General features: G+C 68.4%; 16 protein-coding genes. 5 read left to right on the top strand and 11 right to left on the bottom strand.

Annotated features, from left to right (window positions below):
- Positions 1-487 precede the first annotated feature (487 nt).
- From AB0D74_RS03690 to AB0D74_RS03700, 3 genes are read right to left on the bottom strand one after another with little or no spacing between them, the layout of a single operon-like run.
- Positions 488-1,696, bottom strand: coding sequence for an alanine racemase (locus tag AB0D74_RS03690; RefSeq protein WP_362580218.1), 1,209 nt, complete (start codon positions 1,694-1,696; stop codon positions 488-490).
- Positions 1,693-3,000, bottom strand: coding sequence for a D-arabinono-1,4-lactone oxidase (locus tag AB0D74_RS03695; protein WP_362580220.1), 1,308 nt, complete (start codon positions 2,998-3,000; stop codon positions 1,693-1,695). Before AB0D74_RS03695 ends, AB0D74_RS03690 begins: the two co-directional genes overlap by 4 nt.
- Entirely contained in the window at positions 2,997-4,106 is a 1,110-nt protein-coding gene (locus AB0D74_RS03700) for an alpha/beta hydrolase (protein ID WP_362580222.1), read from the bottom strand. The genes AB0D74_RS03695 and AB0D74_RS03700 overlap by 4 nt, the downstream gene beginning before the upstream one ends.
- 133 nt (positions 4,107-4,239) lie before the next feature.
- On the opposite strand from AB0D74_RS03700, the gene AB0D74_RS03705 reads away from it, so the two are divergent.
- Positions 4,240-4,854 carry a TetR family transcriptional regulator gene (locus tag AB0D74_RS03705; RefSeq protein WP_362580224.1) on the top strand — a complete coding sequence of 205 codons (615 nt, stop codon included), beginning with the start codon at positions 4,240-4,242 and terminating at the stop codon, positions 4,852-4,854.
- Between the two features lie 10 nt (positions 4,855-4,864).
- On the opposite strand, the gene AB0D74_RS03710 is transcribed toward AB0D74_RS03705, so the two are convergent.
- From AB0D74_RS03710 to AB0D74_RS03720, 3 genes are all read right to left on the bottom strand, one after another.
- Entirely contained in the window at positions 4,865-6,475 is a 1,611-nt protein-coding gene (locus tag AB0D74_RS03710) for a succinic semialdehyde dehydrogenase (RefSeq protein WP_362580226.1), read from the bottom strand.
- Between the two features lie 3 nt (positions 6,476-6,478).
- Complete coding sequence (locus AB0D74_RS03715) at positions 6,479-7,429, bottom strand: alpha/beta hydrolase fold domain-containing protein (RefSeq protein ID WP_362580228.1); 951 nt, start codon at positions 7,427-7,429, stop codon at positions 6,479-6,481.
- Positions 7,430-7,574: 145 nt separating this feature from the next.
- On the bottom strand, positions 7,575-9,482 hold the full coding sequence (locus AB0D74_RS03720; protein WP_362580230.1) for an MFS transporter: 1,908 nt from the start codon (positions 9,480-9,482) through the stop codon (positions 7,575-7,577).
- Positions 9,483-10,046: 564 nt separating this feature from the next.
- On the opposite strand from AB0D74_RS03720, the gene AB0D74_RS03725 reads away from it, so the two are divergent.
- Together AB0D74_RS03725 and AB0D74_RS03730 are read left to right on the top strand one after the other, a co-directional pair.
- Entirely contained in the window at positions 10,047-10,697 is a 651-nt protein-coding gene (locus tag AB0D74_RS03725) for a DUF6518 family protein (RefSeq protein WP_362580232.1), read from the top strand.
- Positions 10,698-11,144: 447 nt separating this feature from the next.
- The gene (locus tag AB0D74_RS03730; RefSeq protein ID WP_362580234.1) at positions 11,145-11,288 is read left to right on the top strand and encodes a hypothetical protein; all 144 of its coding nucleotides are present in this window, start codon (positions 11,145-11,147) and stop codon (positions 11,286-11,288) included.
- A 674-nt stretch (positions 11,289-11,962) separates the two neighbouring features.
- On the opposite strand, the gene AB0D74_RS03735 is transcribed toward AB0D74_RS03730, so the two are convergent.
- Positions 11,963-13,207, bottom strand: a complete 1,245-nt coding sequence (locus tag AB0D74_RS03735) for a hypothetical protein (RefSeq protein ID WP_362580236.1) — start codon at positions 13,205-13,207, stop codon at positions 11,963-11,965.
- Between the two features lie 701 nt (positions 13,208-13,908).
- Here AB0D74_RS03735 and AB0D74_RS03740 point away from each other — a divergent pair.
- Together AB0D74_RS03740 and AB0D74_RS03745 are read left to right on the top strand one after the other, a co-directional pair.
- Positions 13,909-14,919 carry a hypothetical protein gene (locus AB0D74_RS03740; RefSeq protein WP_362580238.1) on the top strand — a complete coding sequence of 337 codons (1,011 nt, stop codon included), beginning with the start codon at positions 13,909-13,911 and terminating at the stop codon, positions 14,917-14,919.
- Positions 14,920-15,054: 135 nt separating this feature from the next.
- Positions 15,055-15,507, top strand: a complete 453-nt coding sequence (locus tag AB0D74_RS03745; RefSeq protein WP_362580240.1) for a hypothetical protein — start codon at positions 15,055-15,057, stop codon at positions 15,505-15,507.
- Between the two features lie 157 nt (positions 15,508-15,664).
- On the opposite strand, the gene AB0D74_RS03750 is transcribed toward AB0D74_RS03745, so the two are convergent.
- The 4 genes from AB0D74_RS03750 to AB0D74_RS03765 are packed head-to-tail and all read right to left on the bottom strand — an operon-like array spanning position 15,665 to position 18,033.
- Positions 15,665-16,015 (bottom strand): ASCH domain-containing protein, encoded by a 351-nt coding sequence (locus AB0D74_RS03750; protein WP_362580241.1) that lies wholly within the window; start codon positions 16,013-16,015, stop codon positions 15,665-15,667.
- Entirely contained in the window at positions 16,012-17,133 is a 1,122-nt protein-coding gene (locus AB0D74_RS03755) for a hypothetical protein (protein ID WP_362580243.1), read from the bottom strand. Before AB0D74_RS03755 ends, AB0D74_RS03750 begins: the two co-directional genes overlap by 4 nt.
- Before the next feature lie 55 nt (positions 17,134-17,188).
- Positions 17,189-17,584 (bottom strand): hypothetical protein, encoded by a 396-nt coding sequence (locus tag AB0D74_RS03760; RefSeq protein ID WP_362580245.1) that lies wholly within the window; start codon positions 17,582-17,584, stop codon positions 17,189-17,191.
- Between the two features lie 32 nt (positions 17,585-17,616).
- On the bottom strand, positions 17,617-18,033 hold the full coding sequence (locus AB0D74_RS03765) for a hypothetical protein (RefSeq protein WP_362580247.1): 417 nt from the start codon (positions 18,031-18,033) through the stop codon (positions 17,617-17,619).
- Between the last annotated feature and the right edge of the window lie 24 nt (positions 18,034-18,057).

Genomic DNA, 18,057 nt, shown 5'->3' on the forward strand with positions numbered 1-18,057 from the left:
ACCGTCGCAACCGACCGACTCGCCGCCCTGTCGACCCCATCAGAGCTACGTCCCAGCCCACAAGCCGCTCTCCACCTACGCGACTTGACCACCGTTTACCCAACACACGGCGCAGACCACAGGAAATACCCCTAGGACACCCAACCTCCCCTTTGGACCAGACAACAAACAAACCCCAGGCCTCTGACCTGGGGTCTCTCTGGAGCGGGTGACGAGAATCGAACTCGCGCTCTCAGCTTGGGAAACGGTGGCGCTTTGACGACGGAATACCTTCTGACCTGCGGATACGTCCTCTACGGCGTGCCTCCGAGGGGGGCGTCCGGCACCGCTGTTCACCGTGGTTGACCGGCCTTGTGGGCGCGGTTCGGGCACGAGCCCGGCCCGGGGGATGCGGGGCGGGGCCTCCGCGCCTGCACCGGGCGGGATCGATCTGGGGCTGTCAACGTGTCGGCAGCGGCCCGTACGCAGTGCGTTCTCGGTCGACGCCTCAGAGAAAACAACGGCCCTCTCCTCGATAGGTCGGGACGACGTCCACGATCTCCCCGTCCTGGACCAGGTGCAGCTCGTTGAAGCGCTCGCACAGCTCGCCCGCCTTGGCGTGCCGGAAGAAGACCGGTGATCCGACGGCGAGGTGCTCCGCGGCGGCACCGATCAGTGGCGTCTGCACCTCGCCCGCACCCTCGTTGCCGTCGTACCGCAGTCCCGGCGGAAAGGCCGGTACGGGCGCCCGGTCCCAGCGGGGGACGCCGGAGGCGACGTAGCCACCGCCGAGCACGGTCACCGTCCGCGGGCCGGGCCGGCGCACGACGGGCAGCGCGAAGAACGCCGCGGCCTGCGGAGCGAACCGCGAGTACCTGTCGAACAGGGCGGGTGCGTAGAGCCCTGATCCCGCGGTGACCTCCGTGACGACGGGTTCGCTCACGACGAGCTCCAGGTCACCCGTGCCGCCGGCGTTGACGAAGTCCAGTGGCGTGACGCGCGAGATCGCCTCGACCGCGAGCGCTCGCCGCTCCCGCAGCTCGCGATGGGACCGGCCCTGCATCAGCCGGATCGCGCGGTTGGTGAACGGACGGCCCGGCACCGCGTCCCCTGTTCCGGCGATCTGCGCCTCGTACGACATCACGCCGACCAGCCGGGCGGACGCGCTGCGCTCGACGCGTCGGGCCGCCGCGGCGGCCTGCTCCGGTGTGTGGATCGGGGTGCGCTTCGCCCCGATCCGGATCCGGCCGCCCGCCAGCCAGAAGGACGCGTCGAAGTCCAGGCAGGTCTTCACCCGGGTACCGGAACGGCGGGCCGCGTGTTCGATCAGCTCCACATGGTCCGGCGAGTCGATCATCACGACGGGGGCGCCCTCGGGGTCCTCGGCGGTGCGTTCCGCCAGGGCGCCGAGCAGTTCGGTGTCGGCGGTCGGATAGGCGACCAGGACGCCCTGGGCGCCGAGACCGTGCAGCCACAGCGCCTCGTCGAGGGTGAACGCCATGATGCCCTGGAAGCCGGAGTCCAGCCCGAGGACGTGTTCGACGATCCTGCGGGCCCGCAGCGACTTGGACGCGATACGCACGGGCTTCCCCCGCGCCCGGCGCAGGAGGTCGTGCGCGTTGGCGGTCAGCGCATCCAGGTCGACGAACGCGAAGGGCGGTGCCGTACGGGCGAACACCTTCCGGTAGTAGTCCCCGGCGTCACCGTGCGCCTTCATCGGGTCACCACCTCTCCGTGCGTGCCGAGGACCCTGCGGGTGTGGGCGTTGCCGAACGTTCCGGTCGGATCGAGTTCGGCCCGCTTCTCGGCGAAGTCGTCCCAGTGCGGGTAGAGGGGGCGCAGGGTGCTCCCCGTCAGGGTGTGCCGTTTGCCCCAGTGGGGCCGGCCTCCGTACGTCGCCATGACGTCCTCGAACGCGCGGAAGAAGGGGTCGGCGTCCATGCCCTGGTACTGGTGGGCCGCGATGTAGCAGGTCTCGCGTCCCTCGGCGGTGGACAGATACGCGTCGTCCGCGGCGGTGAAGCGCACCTCGAACGGGAACAGGACCGGCAGCCGCCGCCGCTCCACGAGCCGGAGGCACGCGGTCAGTGCCTCGGCGCAGTGGCTTCGCGGGACGGCGTACTCGCTCTCGGTGAACTTCACCTTTCTGGCGGTGGCGTAGACGCGATGGGCCGCGTCCTCGACCAGCGACTCGGACATCGACCGGGCGACGGTGGCGTTGACGGCCGGTACGAGGGACGGGAACCGCCTGCCGACCCGGCACAGTGCGCCCAGGACCGTGTTCTCGGCGAACTCCTCACGGACTCGCCGCTTCCAGCGCGGTGTCGGACGCGGGGTGTCGTCGGTGCGGGTCGACGTCCTGGTCATGGCCGTACGCGTGTACGGCCAGATGAAGAACTCGAAGTGGTCGCTGGTGTCGACGAGTCGGTCCAGCTCGGCCAGCACGTCGTCGAGCGGCCGGGGCCGGTCGACGCGGCGCAGCGCGAACGCCGGGACGCAGTCGACGGTCACCTCGGTGACGATGCCGAGCGCCCCCAGCGATACCCGGGCGGCCCGTAGCAACTCCGGTGTGGTGGCCTGGTCCAGCTGCCGTACGGTGCCGTCCGCGGTCACCAGCCGCATGCCCACCACCCGTGACGACAGGTTGCCGAAGGCGCGGCCCGTGCCGTGCGTGGCGGTCGCGAGGGCCCCGGCCACCGTCTGCGCGTCGATGTCGCCCTGGTTCTCCAGCGACAGGCCGTGCTCGGCGTTCCTCGGGCCCAGCTCACGCAGGGTGATGCCGGCCTGGAGGGTGACCCGGTGCTCCTGGACGGACAGCACACGGTTCATGCGGGACAGGTCGATCATGACGCCGTCGGTGCAGACCAGGTCGCTGAACGAGTGGCCGCTGCCCACCGCGCGCACGGTGAGCCCCCGCTCGGTCGCGGTCCGCACGGCGCGTACGACGTCCTCCTCGTCGTGCGGTCGTACGACGGACACCGGGTGACCGGTCTGCTCGCCCGACCAGTTGGTCCAGGTCATCGGGTACCCGCCTCAGGAGTCTTCAGGCCGGCCCGGGAGGTCAGCCCCATGCGGAGGGCGCCCGCGACTTCGAGCAGCACCTCCCGGGGGGCGGCGCCCGATCCGGTCGCGTTGACCATGCTGTGCGTGATGCCGCTGTGGCGGCGCAGGACGGTCGGCACTCCGGCGTCACGCAGCTTGTGCGCGTACGCCTCGCCCTCGTCCCGCAGGACGTCGAACCCGGCGACGGCCACATAGGCCGGGGCCACGTCGTGGAGGTCGTCGGCCAGCAGAGGCGAGACGCGTGTGTCCGTGGCCTGCGCGGGATCGGGCAGGTAGTGGGCCTTGTACCAGTCCATCTGGGCCTCGGTGAGGAAGAAGCCCTCCCCGAACAGCTCGTAGGAGCGGTGCTTGCGCGAGAGGTCCGTGACCGGCATCAGCAGGAGCTGCATCGCGGGTGCGGGGGAGCCGGGGGAGTTCGTCTCGCGTGCTCGCCGGGCCGTCTCCAGGGCCACCACGGCCGAGAGGTTCCCGCCCGCGCTCTCCCCGCCGACCGCGACGGCCGCCGGGTCGACGCCGTACTCCTCGGCGTCTTCCACGACGTGCGTGAAGGCCGCGAGCGCGTCGTCCACCGCGGCCGGGAACGGGTTCTCCGGGGCCAGCCGGTAGTCGACCGCGATGACGGTGAGCGACGCGTGCCGGGCCAGGAACCGGGCCACGGAGTCGCTGGCGCTCAGGTCGCCGAGCACCCACCCGCCGCCGTGGAAGTAGACGAGCGCGGCCGAAGGACGCGGAACACCCGCCGACCGGTACAGGCGGGCCGGGATGCCGCCCCCGGGCGTCGGGATCGTGAGGTCCCGGATCTCCTCGACGGGAAGCTCGTCGCCGAAGATCCAGGCTTCGGAGGCGATCTGCGCGCGCCCCTCGGCCAGCGGCAGCGACTCGAACGTCTTCGAGACCGTCAGGCCCAGGACGCGCTTGCCGACCTGCGCGTCCAGGTCCATCACCTGCCCGTCGACGGAGATGGGCCGGCCGGCGATGACCCGCTTCACGGCGGTCGGGAGGCGGCCGAGCCCGCGTGCCGCGCGGCGCGCCAGTCGCTCGGACAGCGGATGTACGTCGGTCATCGCGTCACGCTCCTCGGGGGTTGGAATGGCGCCAGGCTAGGCCGAACTCTGGACGTTTGTCCAGAGTTCATAGAGAGGTCTCCCCGAGCTCCGGCGCTTGGGCGGCCGGAACGCCGTCGGGTAACTTCGAGGCATGGGGATCAGGCCGCAGTCGCACTACGCACGAGGACAGGCACGCCGGGAACGGCTCCTCGATGCCACGGCGGAGGTCATCGCCGACCGCGGCCTGGAGGGGGTCACCCACCGGGCGGTGGCCGCGGCGGCCGGACTGCCGCCGTCCACGACGTCGTACTTCTTCGCCTCCATGGACGAGCTGATCGGCGCGGCCGTCACCCGGATCGCCGACGGCATCCTGGAGGCGACCCGGGACCTGGTGGCCGAGGCACCCTCGGCCGACGGCGGCATCCCCGCCCTCCCGTACGTCGACCAGCTGATCGACGTTCTGATCGCGTCCAAGGAGACGCTGATCAGGGCCCAGTTCGAGGCGTATCTCGCGACCTCGCGGCGGCCGGAACTGGTGGAACCGGTCCAGCGCATCGTGCAGGCCCTCGAAGACGCGGCCGAGTCCATGTTCGTCACCCTGGGAGCCCCGGACGCGCGTCTCGCCGGCCGTGAACTCGTCGCCATGGTCGACGGGTTCGCCCTGCAAAGGCTGGCGAACCCGCGCCCCGACGACCGCGCGGTGCTGCGCGACGCCCTGCGCCGGCTGACCGTGGCCCACCTCGGCAAGGCGTCCGCTTCGGCCTGAGGCGGCGCCCTCACCCCTTGCCGGCGAGGCGGTCGAGCACCCTCATGGCGACGGTCATCGCGCGTGCGTAGCGTTCGCCGCCGACTCCGGCCGGCTTCCCGAGGGACTGCCCGCGCTGCCGGGCCACGGTCTGCGCGTCGGTGTACTTGAGCAGGCCGTGGCGTCCGTGCCGGCTTCCCTGACCGGAGGCGCCCCAGCCGCCCATGGGGGCGTCGGTGGATCCCCAGGCGGCGGCGTAGCCCTCGTTGATGTTGACGTTGCCGCTGCGCAGCCGGTGCGCAAGCCGACGGCCGCGCCCGGGGTCGCGGGTCCAGACGGAGGCGTTCAGCCCGTAGCCGGTGTCGTTGGCCCGGGCCACCGCCTCGTCGTCACTGCCGACCCGGTACAGGGAGACGACCGGCCCGAAGGTCTCCTCCACGCAGACCCGCATGGTCTCGTCGACATCCGTGAGGACCGTGGGCTCGTAGAACGTCGGTCCCAGGTCGGGACGGGCCCTGCCCCCGGCGAGGACCGTGGCACCGTGGGCCGTGGCGTCGTCGACGTGCCGCCGGACGGTCTCCAGTTGCCGGGACGACACCAGGGGTCCGAGATCATGGCTCCAGTCCAGGGCGTGGCCCAGCCGCAACGCGCCCACCGCGTCGACGAATCCCGGCACGAACTCGTCCCAGACCTGCTCGTGGACGTAGAGCCGCTCCATGGAGATGCACAGCTGCCCCGAGTTGGCGAAGCAGGAGCGGACCGCGCCGGGGACGGCCTTGGCGAGGTCGGCGTCCTCGCAGACGAGGAGGGCGTTCTTGCCGCCGAGTTCCATGGAGAAGTCGGTCAGCCGCTCGGCGGCCCTGGCCGCCAGGGTGCGGCCGACCCGGGTGCTGCCGGTGAACATCAGGAAGTCGGTGTGGTCGATGACGGCCTCGCCGAGCTCGGCCCCGATGCCGGTGATCACGGTGAACACGTCGTCCGGCAGCCCGGCTTCGGCCAGGAGGTCCTTGGCCCACAGGCAGGAGTACGGGGTGAGCTGGTCCGGCTTCGCCAGCACCGCGTTCCCGGCCAGGAGCGCGGGCAGCGCGTCGGTCACGCCGAGGGAGAGCGGGTAGTTCCACGGCGAGAGGACGGCCACCACACCCTTCGGGTGAGGGACCTCGTGGGTGACGGTCAGGCCCGGCACGGCGCCGCGCCGCCGGCGGATGCGCAGGAGGTCCGGGCCGACGGTCGCGTAGTAGCGGCAGACCTGGGCGACGTCGAGGATCTCCTCGAAGGCGTCGGTGCGGGTCTTCCCGCTCTCCAGCTGGACGATGTCGAGGATCTCGCGCTGGCGGTCGAGCACTAGACGGCCGAACCGCCGGACGACCTGGGCGCGTTGCCCGACGGGCACCCTCGCCCAGCCCCGCTGCGCGGTTCTGGCCCGTCGTACGGCGGAGGCGACGTCGTCGGGGGTGGCGCGGGCGATGTCGCCGAGATGCCGGCCGTCGGCGGGGCAGTCCACGGGGATCCGGTCACGGCCGCCGGGCACGGTGGCCAGCGCGGCGAGCCGGGCCATCCGGCGGGCCTGCGGGTTCGGCGCCCCGGACGGCTCGGTGCGCTCGGCCGCGGGCCCGTCGGGCGCGGGGTGGAGAGGGGGCATGGGTCACTCCTTCGGATCGGGGGCGTTCAGGCGCGCGGTCACCAGGCGCCGTGCCTCGGCGGACTCGGGCAGGAAGGTCACCGCCGGGTAGACGTGGAAGCCGCCGGCGCCTTCGAGCAGCGCGATGTCGACCCCGGCCGCCCGGACCCGGGCGGCGAAGTCACGGCAGTCGGCCAGGAAGATGTCGCGGGTGCCGACGACCACGGTGGTCGGCGGCAGTCCGCGCGGGTCACCCCTGCCGGGGCTGACCTGGGGCGAGTCCACGGGGAGCGCTCCGGCCCACAGCCGGCCGGCGTAGCGCAGTCCGGCCACGTCGAGCGTGGGGTCCCGGGCGACGACGTCGGCCACGCCGGGGTTGGTGAGCCCGACGTCGAGCCAGGGAGCGAAGAGCACGAGGTGCCGCGGCAGCGGCAGCCCCTCGTCGCGCAGGCGCATGGCCGTGGCCAGGGCCAGCCCGCCGCCCGCGGAGTCCCCGGCCCACACGGGCGCCGCACCGGACTCCTCGGTCAGCCGTACCTGGAGGTCGAGCAGGGCCGGGACGACCGTCGCGGCCGTACCCTCGGGGGCCAGCGGGTAGAACGGCGCGATCACCCGGGCGTCGTTCTCCGCGGCGAGCGCGGCCATCAGGTCCCAGTGCTGTACGACGACCGGATTGATGTAGGCACCGCCGTGGAGGTAGACGATCGTGCGCTCGGGCCGCCGGCCGCGGACCCCGATCTCGGCGCACCGCAGCCCGGCGCGGTCGTGCACGGTGACGTCGTGGGTGCGCCGCAGCCGCCGCGGTACGGCGGCGGGCCCCCTGCGGCGGTTGCGCCGTCGGTCCGCCTCGGTGGATTCGTCGTCGCCGAGGATCCTCTTCGTCCTCGTGGCGGCGAGCCAGGCACACACGAACCGCATGCGCAGCGACGGGTGGCCGCGCCCGGTCACGACGTCGGCGTGCTCCCTCGTGGGCATCCGGGGTCCCTTCGTCTGCCGCGCGATGCAGCGGCGCTCGTTCGTGCTGGTGGTCCGTGTTCGTGGTCCGTGCTCGGCGGTGTTGTTCCGGCAGGGGTGACACGCGGGCACGTGCGTGCGTCCCACCCCTGCCTCGGAGTCGGCTCTACGACTCCTTGAGCGCGGCCAGTTCCCGTTCCACCAGGGCGTCGTGCGCCCGCTCGTCCTCGCGTGCCCGGCGCGGGCTCCACCGGCCGGCCATCAGGAAGACGAAGGGCAGGAACAGCAGCTGACCGGCGACGCACACCCACCACCAGGTCTGCCACTGCCTCGGGTTGTCCTGGGCGGCCTTCGTCACCTCGGCCCCGTGCGCGGAGAGGTACGCCAGGCCGGCCTTGCCGATGGCGGCCGGCGCGGCCTTCAGGTCCGCGGCGTACCGCGCCGCGAGCCGCAGACCCCGCTGTGTGCCAGGGTCACCCAGACCGGCCAGCAGCTTGACGGCCGCGGGCCGGCCGACTCCGAGACCGGCCATGATCTGTTTCACGGCGTCGGCCTGGGCGGCCGTGTCCCGCGGGTCGGTCTGTATCGCGGCCATGGTGGCGGGGGCGACGGCCTGGGCGGCGGCCAACTGACCACCGCGGACGGTCGATTGGGCGCTTCTGATCTCGGTCGCTGTCGCGCCCTCCGCCGTGGCGACCTGGCCGAGCAGGGTGGCCAGCGCTTCCCGGTCGGCGGGATCCTTCCGCACGCGGGCCGCGACGGCCGGGTCGATGCCGGTGACGATCGCGAACTGACGGGGGTGCTCCTGCTGGATGGCGGTGATCCGTGCCCCCTTCTCGACCAGAGTGGAGGTCGCCGGGACGATGAACGTCAGCACCACCAGCGAGAACGTGACGACCAGGCGCAGCGTCCAGCCCCACACCGCGAGCCCGACCGCGGTGGCCGCCGGGTCGTGCTTCTCCACGGTCTCGGTGAACGAGGCCATCCAGGCGACGTAGGCCATGCCGCCGCCCACGGAGGCGAGGACGAAGTAGAGGGCGAACGTGTGGTAGCCGGTGCTCGGGTGAGTCGCCGCGAGGGCGAACAGGACGGTGCCCACGACGCTGACGATGCCGCCGAGCACCATGAACGGCTTGCGCACGCGGAGCTTGTCCGACAGCAGGCCGAACACCACCAGGCTGATCGCGTTGAACGCCCAGTACCAGTTGGCCAGTGCGTTGGCCCGCTGGTCGCTGTAGCCGAACGTCGTCGCGAAGTAGACGACGGCGAAGCCGACCAGTGCGTAGTAGAGCAGCAGGAAGACACTGATCGCGAACGCCGAGCCGACGATGCCGAAGCGCAGCATCTGCCGCCATGGGCCCTTGAGTTCGCGCGCCGGGTCGACGCCCTTCACGTGGGCCGCACGGGCCGCACGGGCCTCAAGGAGGGCCCGGTCGCGCATGCTCACCATGAGCTGGTCACGCAGCGCCGGGGACAGCTCACGCAGTCCGAGGAGGGCGACGACGAAGACGACGAGTCCGGCGACGCCGCAGACGTGGAACTGGAAGCGCCAGTCGGGGTGTTGGCCGAGCGTGTTGCTGGAGACGGTGGTGACCACGAGGCTGCCGAGGACGGGGCCCAGTGTCCAGAAGCCCATCGCGGCTCCGCGCCCCACCTGCGGGGAGAAGTCGCGCATCAGTGCCGGCGTCGCGACCAGCACGACGCCCTCGACGAAGCTGAGCAGGACGTACAGCACCAGATAGGTGATCCCGTTCGGTGCGTGGGGAAGGCCGACGAGGATGATCAGCCCGGTCGCGAGCAGGCCCCCGACCACGAGGTTGGCCCTGCCCCACCGGTCGGCGAGTCCGGCGAACAGCGAGGCGAAGGCGCCGACCGCGTTTCCGGCAACCGAGATCCAGACGAAGTAGCTGAAGGACATGCCGAGTTCGGTGATGATCTGGGTCGCCACCGAGCCCGAGACGTACAGCTCGTAGTAGAGGACCACGGTCGAGAGCACCGTGATCGCCAGGTACAGGTACCGGAGTCCGGTGTCGGGATAGTGCGACAGCTGCCGGTTCCACAGGCTGTGTCGCACTGCGGGACTTCCATCGGGGAGCACGGGGACGCGGGTCGTTGTCACGGTGATTCCTTCCCTGGCGGTACGCCGGTGGCGCACCCAGCGTGTGGGGCGGGGACCCGGTTTCGCGGAGGACGGGCCCGCACCGATCCGCGTCTCGACGCCGAGTTCTACTGGCCGCCGATGACTGCGGACTTTTTCGCCGCAGGACCGCGGCGCTTTCGTGGGTGACCCGCCGGGTCCGCGGACCACCGTTCGGCGAGGCGGTCTTGCGGAGGACGCTTCGTGGGCGCCATCTCGCTCCTGTCCGCTGCCGTGGACGTTGCGGAGACGGTAGGACGCAGTCTGGGCAAATGTCCAGACTTCGCTGGCCGAATGTTCTGCCCGGCAATGCCCGTGTTCGGATCCGGCTGGCGGTCGACAAGCCATATGCGGCGAAAGACCGCTGGCCGTCGCACCGGTGAGCGCGCATGGAGGGCCCTGCCGCCGGGACAGCTATACACGATGCGTATACATGCCATGTATAGTGCGCGGAAACACCCCAGAGGCACGTCAGACACAGGCGTGATCGCGGAGGCCAGCATGACCACGACCATGACTCCCGACGACCTGGCGGCACAGGGCAGCGTCGGCGGCCTGTGGGTCGCCACCGGCACGGCGGCGGTCGGCGGGCTGGCGTTCGGCGTGCTCACCAACCTGGCTCAGGGATGGCTTCCGGGAGCATGGAACCAACTCGCCAACTCCGGCGCCGTCTGGTCCACCGTCGCTTTCGCCGCCGGAGCCCTGCTCACCCGTCGGGGCACCTTGTCCCGGGCGGTGACCTGCGGTCTGGGCGCAGAGGTCGGACTCGTCGTGGGGTACTACGCCTACGCCGAGCTCGGCCGCGGCGGCATGGGCTCTCTCTTCTTCCCGCTCGTCTGGCTCGGTATGGCTTGCGTGGCGGGGCCGCTGTTCGGTGTCGCGGGACACTGGTGGCGACACGGTCGGGACGCACGGCGCCATATCGCCGGCCTGGCGGCATTCGCCGGGCTCTTCGGCAGTGAGGCGCTGACGGCCGCCTGGGACCTTCACTACGCGCCGCAAGCCTGGACCTGCTTCGCGGCGTTCACTCTCGTTCCGCTGCTCATGGCGCGTGCGACCCGGGAGCGGGTCCGTGCCCTGGCACTGGCGGCACCCTGTGCGCTGCTCGCCTACACGGTGATCGACCTGCCCCTTCAAATGATCGCCAACTGAACGGCCGTTGCCGTACGACCGGGGCCCTCGCCCGGATTCTCCGCGCGCCATCCGAGCATCGGCGGCACATGGAGGTGAGCACGTGCCGGGCGGCCCAGGTCTCCGGGAGGTGCTGCCATGCCTACGGGTCGAGGGTGGTCTTCAGGGTCGGAGAAACAGGTATCGACGATCAAGCCGGCCATGGGGTCGAGACGTCGGAAGATCGCCCCGTCGCCGTTCAGGGGGTGGCCACCCGACGCCCCCCTCCCCGCACATGACTGAGGCGGAGCCTGAAGAACCCGACCACCTCCTCGACAACCACTCCGCCCAGCCTTGGGCGGGTCCGAGTTGGACGAGGCGGCCACGCAGCGGTCCGCGAGTGGCGTTTGCCTTACGCCTCCGCACGACCGGAGCCAAGACCACACCACCAAGCCCCATCGTCTCCTGAAAAGCATCACGGACACCGCAGTGTCCGACGACGTGATCAAGCACGACCCGTGCCAGATTCAGGGCGCCGGAAGGGGAAAGGCGGCCGAACGCCGCATTGTCACCGTGGCCCAGGCCGACGCCCTCGCCAACCATGTCGATCCCCGCCAGCGGTCACGGCGTTGAAAATCACGCCGCAATGCGCTGAGCCCGAGCGGATCTCCCCGTCCACAGGGAGTTGCACGCGGGCAGTCGACCCGCTCGGCACCCTCAGAGGCACGACGGTCCGCACCGGCCGGTCCTCGGAAAAGGCCGCGCTGATCCATCAGTACACCGACGACCGGCAGCGGGAAGCCGCACCCGGTCTCGGTGCGGCCGCACGCAAGGCACGCCAGGAGTCTGCACCGCACGCGACAACTGATCACCCCGCACACCAAAAAAGCCCGGGTCTCCGACCCGGGCCTTCTCCATGGAGCGGGTGACGAGAATCGAACTCGCGCTCTCAGCTTGGGAAGCGACGGCGCTTGGGGAGGCGGATAGCTTCTGAGCTGGAGTTATGCGGCTCTCGATGGTGCCCGAGGGACCGGGATCGTACCGCTGATGACCGTGGTTGTCCGTCCTTAAGGGCACGCTATGGGCACGCCGTCGACGCAGCGGCCAGGGAGAGCGTTCTTGGCACTGATGGCCTGTCGGCCTCAGGAGGCGAACCCTGGTCGGAGATGTGTCATTGCATAAGCACACAGATCGACTGATGCCCTGCTTCGTGCATACGGCACTCTTCGGTTTTCACTGGCGACAGCCTGACACTCATCGCGGTCGACCTGGTCATCAGCTGGAGGCCGCTGCCGACACGCCCCGTATCAGGCGCCGACCGGCCAGTCCGCTCGGGCGGCGACGAGCTTGCCGTGCATGAGACGTAGGGTGGCCAGTCCGTCGGACAATGCGTCGATGAAATCGGCCAGCTCGTCAGGTCCGAGAGGTCCGCTCCAGACGCCCTCCACGAATTCGATGTTCACGTGGGGCACCTGATACCCATCGGAGTCGTCTGCACCCGGGGTCACGGCCAACTGAGGCTCCAGCACACGCCAAGGTGTGGCCAGTTCATGGGTGTCGGAGAGAGGGATCTGCACACCGACACCATGGTCTTGATGCCAGATGTCCGCGGCGTACGTCGGTGTAAGGATGTCGCGGCTATGGTCGTTGCGGCAGAAGTCGGTGCATGTGGCGGTGCGCTGGGTCATGTCGCTGCGATCGATGTACGTCCATTTCCGACCGTGTTTGACCACGGGACTGCGGCCGGCGACATGCTTGCGTGCGCATTCGAGCACTGCCTCCGGGAGCGTCTCCGTCGGGACGACGATGCACAGGTCATTGCCCAGTCGGCAGATATCGATGTGGCTGCGGCCGCTTTCACGGATCAGGTGAAGATCGTGTGCGGCGAGGTAGACGATCATTTCGCTCTCGGCCTCGTCCTTGGCGTTCACGTGCGGAACGGACGTGGTGGCGACGGCTGTGTTCTCAGCCCAAGCGGGGCGTCCCGCCGCACGATTGGCCTCACGCTGAGGGATGGCCGCACGTACGTGTTCGAGGATGTCCGGCAGTCGAGCACCTGGCGGCAGGAGAAGAGTGTCGTGAGCGTCCTCTCCGAGTTCGGCCAGGAGCGGTTCATCCAAGGCGTCGGCGTTCGGGCCGTCTGCCACCAGTACGTGGATGCCGTGCTCGGCGAGCAACCGACCCAGTTCAGTCTCCGGGTCGGCCACGGCCTGACGAAGTTGTTCGTTCTGCAGGACGGTCAGTTGGTCGGCCAGTCGGTCGAGTCTGGAGGTCAAGTGTGACAACTGGGTCCGCGCCTCGCGGACGGCGGCCGGGGTCTGAAACTCCAGCAGTTCCACTCCAAGGTCCACCACAACCTCGAATTCCGTGGGGTGGCCTGGTTCTGCATCCCAGCGGACCAGTCTGCCGTTGAGATCGATGCGGCTCCCCGGCCGGTCTGCGAGGGCGATCGGCGACGCATCCGAGTGATGCACCTCGGACTCATGACCGTCGCAATCGCAGGAGAGGCCGACACCGGCGAACGCGTCGCATGGCAGGGCTGAGGCGGGCACGAGTGTGAGCCCGGTCCGCCCACCAGGCGATGAACAGCGGGCGGCTGTTTCCGCCGAGTCCCTGCAGGAGGACTTATGGGCCATCGGGGTCGAACAAGGTTCCGGGTTGCTCATCGTCGCTCCTAGCCGTAGGACCACGGGATCACGCGCTGTCACGGAGCCCAAACCGGTGCCTGAGTCGGATCCTCCGTGCCGTCTGTGACGACGACGGCCGCGGGCGTGGATTAGGCCGTGCGGGTGTTCTCTGTGGTGCCGTGTCCCCAACCATGCGCAAGCTCATGACCGCCGATGCCCACAGCCACTGCCGCCAGGACACCTGCTCCACGGGCACGACGAATGGATCATCGCCTTCGAAAGGAACGGCCGACCGTGTAGGCGTGTGTGTACACCCATCGCCAACCACGCTGCCCCAACGCCAACCAAAAAAAGCCGAAACAGCCTGAGCACGCGGCGCAACACATCGCTGCCCTTCCACATTGCGAGACGTTCCTCACAGAGCGCGAAAAGTATACGCGCGGAGATTGACACTCCGTGACACGAACGGACCTTTATTGATCTTCCGATGCCAGGAATACAGGATTCCACCCAAAGGCGTGGCACTCAGTGCCGCATCTCCACGAAAGGGCGCCATTAGTTGGGGCGTAACCTGACTGACGGCCATTCAGCTTCGAGTAAGCAGTACTTCGATCACAGGAACGGATATGACCTCCTACGGCTACCGCCTTTTCGCCTTCCAGGTCTTTCGAGGTTCCAAGCGAACCCCGCTGGACCTCTCTGACTGCAACGGAGAGTCGTACCAGGAGATAGCCGAGTCCCTACTGAAGATTCTTTCTATTGGTACGGCAGTTGGTGATCCCACAGATGATGGTCAGGCCGAGGTAGAGGAGGAAGGAACGTTTGGCAAGCCAGCGCTACGCGTCGATGATGTCTGCACAGTCGACAACACCATCCGAGCCAGAGTCTGGGCTGGAAAGTTTGGCAGCCACGAGATGGCGATTGGAGACGCCACAGGAAGCGACACCGACATCAAGGACAAGGCCGCCAGCAACCTCTTTCGTGTAATTCTAGCCTTCCCGGAGGGAGGTGACACCGGCATCCTGGCCGTAGAGTCAATTGGCCGATCCTGCCCTGTATCGCAACTCATCAGGTGGATGACTAAGAAATCTCGCGATGAGGCTACAGAAGGAAACAACGAAGGTGCCTGGTGGCGTATTTCCGTATCCCCCGTAGCTGATGAGAATCGCCTCGCGGAGATGATTCGCGAAGGACAAGCCCAGACTCTAGTGCTGGTGCGTCATGCTATTACTGCTGGCAGAACGCGAGCCGTCAAGGATGTGGAAATAACTGCTTCCCTTGCCGTTTCAGGACGGATGGAACAGGCTGTCAAGGTTGTGCAGGGTTGGTATCGGAGCAGTAAAGGAGTGGAAGGTATCAAAGAAGCCGGTATCACCAACGAGCAGGGCGCTAGGCAGCTGGCGGCAATCGTAGGTCCACAGATTGTGGACATGGAGCTTGACGATGGATGGGTGCAGATCGAAGATCCTGATGGCCAGGTCAAGCGCGTGAGGCCCACGCAGATGGCGGACGTGTTCACATACCGCCTGTCAGAGGACCAGCCGCCTGTCACACCCAGGTTCTATGCTGCGGTGAGAGAGACGGCATTGGGGCTCCAGCCTGCCGCGAAGGTAGGCATCGACTGGCCCGTCTCCTAACAGAGGGGGAGGCGTGAGTTGTTTAGTCGGTTCAACTTCATCCCAGTCCTGCGCGGCCACTGGAAGGGTTTGACAGACGGCAGATACACGCCTCCCCGACCTGATTTCTTCGCACGGCTGGCCCCCCTCATTCCAATGACCATCTTCTTGCTTATGTGGATAAAGAAGGGGCACCTTTCTACTCCTGGGGCGCTACTGACTGGCGTCGCGCTACTGGCTGGTGGAATGCTGAGCGCTTTTACCCACCTTTCTACCCTGAGGCTCAAGATCAAAGAGTGGGCCGGAAGTTCCGAAGCGAGCCGCTACGAAGTAGAAAAGGGAATGCTCGACGAGACAGCGGCCCACCTCCTTACAGGTTCACTCCTTTGCGCATTCGATGTAGCCTCACTAGTCATCGGAATGAATGTCAGCGTAACCAAAGAAGGCCATCTGTACGGATTCTGGGCAGCCCTTTCCGCAGCAATTAGCTCCTACGTCCTCGTGATATTTATTTTCCTCGTCCCGCGCCTGTACTCGGCGTACGTTGAGATCAATGATGTGAGCCCGAATCTCAATGGGTTCGTGGGTCGAAAAAGAAGCAACAGATAGTCACCCCCCGGAGGCTCACTCTGTGAGAGCTGCGCGTGGCCGAGACTCCGGTCGTGGCGATGACCCGCAACCCGACCGTTTGGGCGTAGAACTCAGCGGTCGCGTAGTGTCCGAGTTTTCGCCGTAGCTGAGCAAGGCCTCAGTTGACGCCGATGCATCAGTCGAGAAGTTGGATCTCGATGGCCAGAGCGCCCAGGGCCTCCTTCTCCGGTGGGTAAATGGCCCGGATGCTGGCAAGTTGTTCGTCACGGGTGGCGCTGGGGTTGATGGTGGAGGGACCTTCTCCGTCAAGGAGGCCCTGGAAGTCTGCGTATTGGGTGACCCGCTTGACCTCGACCTCGCACGTCTCGTCCGTGCCCTTGATGCGGAACCGGATGACGTCGCCGGCCGTCAGGTCAGCCAGGTGCGGGTACTTCACTCGTACCTCGATGGTCTTGGTGCCCTCGGCAACCAGGTCGAAGTAACGGCGATAGAGGTTGAGTTCGCGGACGCGGGAGGTGCTGCTCATGAGGCGGGAAGGCTCCGGGGGGCTTGGGCGGTCATCATGCGGTTGATCTCGGCGGCCGTGTACGAGCGGAAGAAGTGCCGGGGGTCGGACAGGAGTGGCTCGGTCATGGCCAGGAGCTGGTCGGCGTACTCGGCCACGGTGCCAGGCCACTGCCGGGTGTCGAGCATCCAGTCGGCGGCGCCCTCGGGCAAGGAGGCACGGCCGTCGCGGATAAGGGACTTGGAGAGTTTCGCGCCGGTGTCGGTGACGACCTGCGGGCAGAAGAGACGGGCGGGGAGCTGGGCGCGGGTGAGGCCGACGGCCTGGAGCGCCTCGTCGACGAGGAGGGAACCGAAGACCCAGTCGCCGCCTTTGACCATGACGTGCAGGGTTCCGTCGCCCGGTGTGCTGGTGAGGGCGAGTTCTTTGACGAGGTTGCGGTAGAGGGTGGCCAGGTCGAGGTAGCCACCGGTGATGGGTGTGATGGTGGTGCGGTAAGGGCCGTGGTGGAGACAGACGGCCTCGATGTCGGCCGTCTCGCGGTCGGTGAGGTGGACGCGGGTTCGTTCCGCGTGCTTCTCGGCCCAGCCGCAGCCGGGGTGCGGGCAGGGGACCCGTATGTGGGGTGTGCCGGTGGACGGGGCCAGCCACCAGCGGGCGGCGTCGAGACGGGGGAGCAGCCGCAACCAGGTGCGACGGAAGTGCTCGTCGGCCTGTTGTTGGCTGTAGGTCTCCACTCGATGCGGGATACCCAGGCGCCGGGACAGGGCGGTGAACAGGGGTTGGTAGAGGGCGGCCACGAGATCGGTGAGCGCCTCCGCACCGAGGGTCTGGGCGTAGGCGCGCTGGTAGGTATTGCTGCTGGCCGGGTCGGTGGCCAACTCGTACGGGGCGTTGTCGAGGGCGCTGAAGACGACCTCGACGGGGATGCCGAAGCGGTCGCGCAGCCGTGCTGCCATGGCGAAGGTGAGTGACTGGACCAGTGAGGTGCCGATGTGTGGGGTGCCGTTGATCTGGGTGCCGACGACCAGCACGATCCGCGTGGGGGGACTGGCCAGGATGCGTGGGGTCAGGACGTCCTCGGTGCGGAGAAGGGCGTTGGCGAGGACGGTGTTCGGTGAGACGGGGTGGGTCGTCACGGGTGTCCCCTCGCTGTCGAGGTGGAAGGCCGGGGGTGCTGCCGGGTACCGGCCGCTAGTGGAAGGCACCGGAGTGTCCCTCTTCGGCGGCGGCGATGACGTACGGGTGCCGGAGGGCGGTGCGGAGCGCGGCGGCATCGGTCAGGGTGTTGTCGTCGGGTAGCTCGCACCAGCCGCCGAACCAACCGTCGAGGATCTCCAGACCGGGCGCGACGAGCCATGAGTTGGCAGAGAGGTGCCGTACCGGCAGTTCGTGCCAGTGTCCTGCGGTGCCCGTAGCGATGGCGTAGTACAGGCGGCCGTTGGTCCTGTCGTAGAGCACCGGACCGATCGGAGCGCCGGTCGCCCGCAGGTGGGCGAGGACCAGGAGGCCGACCTCGGCGGAGGTTCGCACCAGATCCCAGCCGTCGCCGACCTTCAGCAGACGCAGTCCGGGCGCATCTTCGACCATGGGCGCACGTCGCAGTGCGTCACGAACGGACGTCAAGTGGTCCCCCGTGGCCGGACGCCGGCGCCTGTGCCCGGGGGTGTTTCGGAACCCCTCGTCGACGTGAAGGATCGAACCACGAGCAGGCGGGTGCCTGTAGCTGTTATCTGCCGCCTTCGCTCGGCACCGATGCCTTTGGGGCCGAGATGACTCAGGGCGGGGACCACTACGCCGTGAATGTCGGGCAGTTGGAGAGCATCGACCAGCCCGACGAAAGCGGCTGAGCGGATGGCCACCGTGGCGTCGCGGTCGGTGAAGACGCCGCCGAGGGTCAGTTCGTGCCGACGGCAGTATTCGGTGAGGCAGTCGACGAGTGCCGCGTGGCGGGGCAGGCCACCGGTGATGTGCCGCAGGTAGCCGAAGACCTGCGGGAAGGCGACGGGGCGGCGTTCGGTGATGAGTTCGTCGTCCATGACCACAGCGTCGGCCGCGACGTA

This window comes from Streptomyces sp. NPDC048278, assembly GCF_040652195.1.
GTDB lineage: Bacteria > Actinomycetota > Actinomycetes > Streptomycetales > Streptomycetaceae > Streptomyces.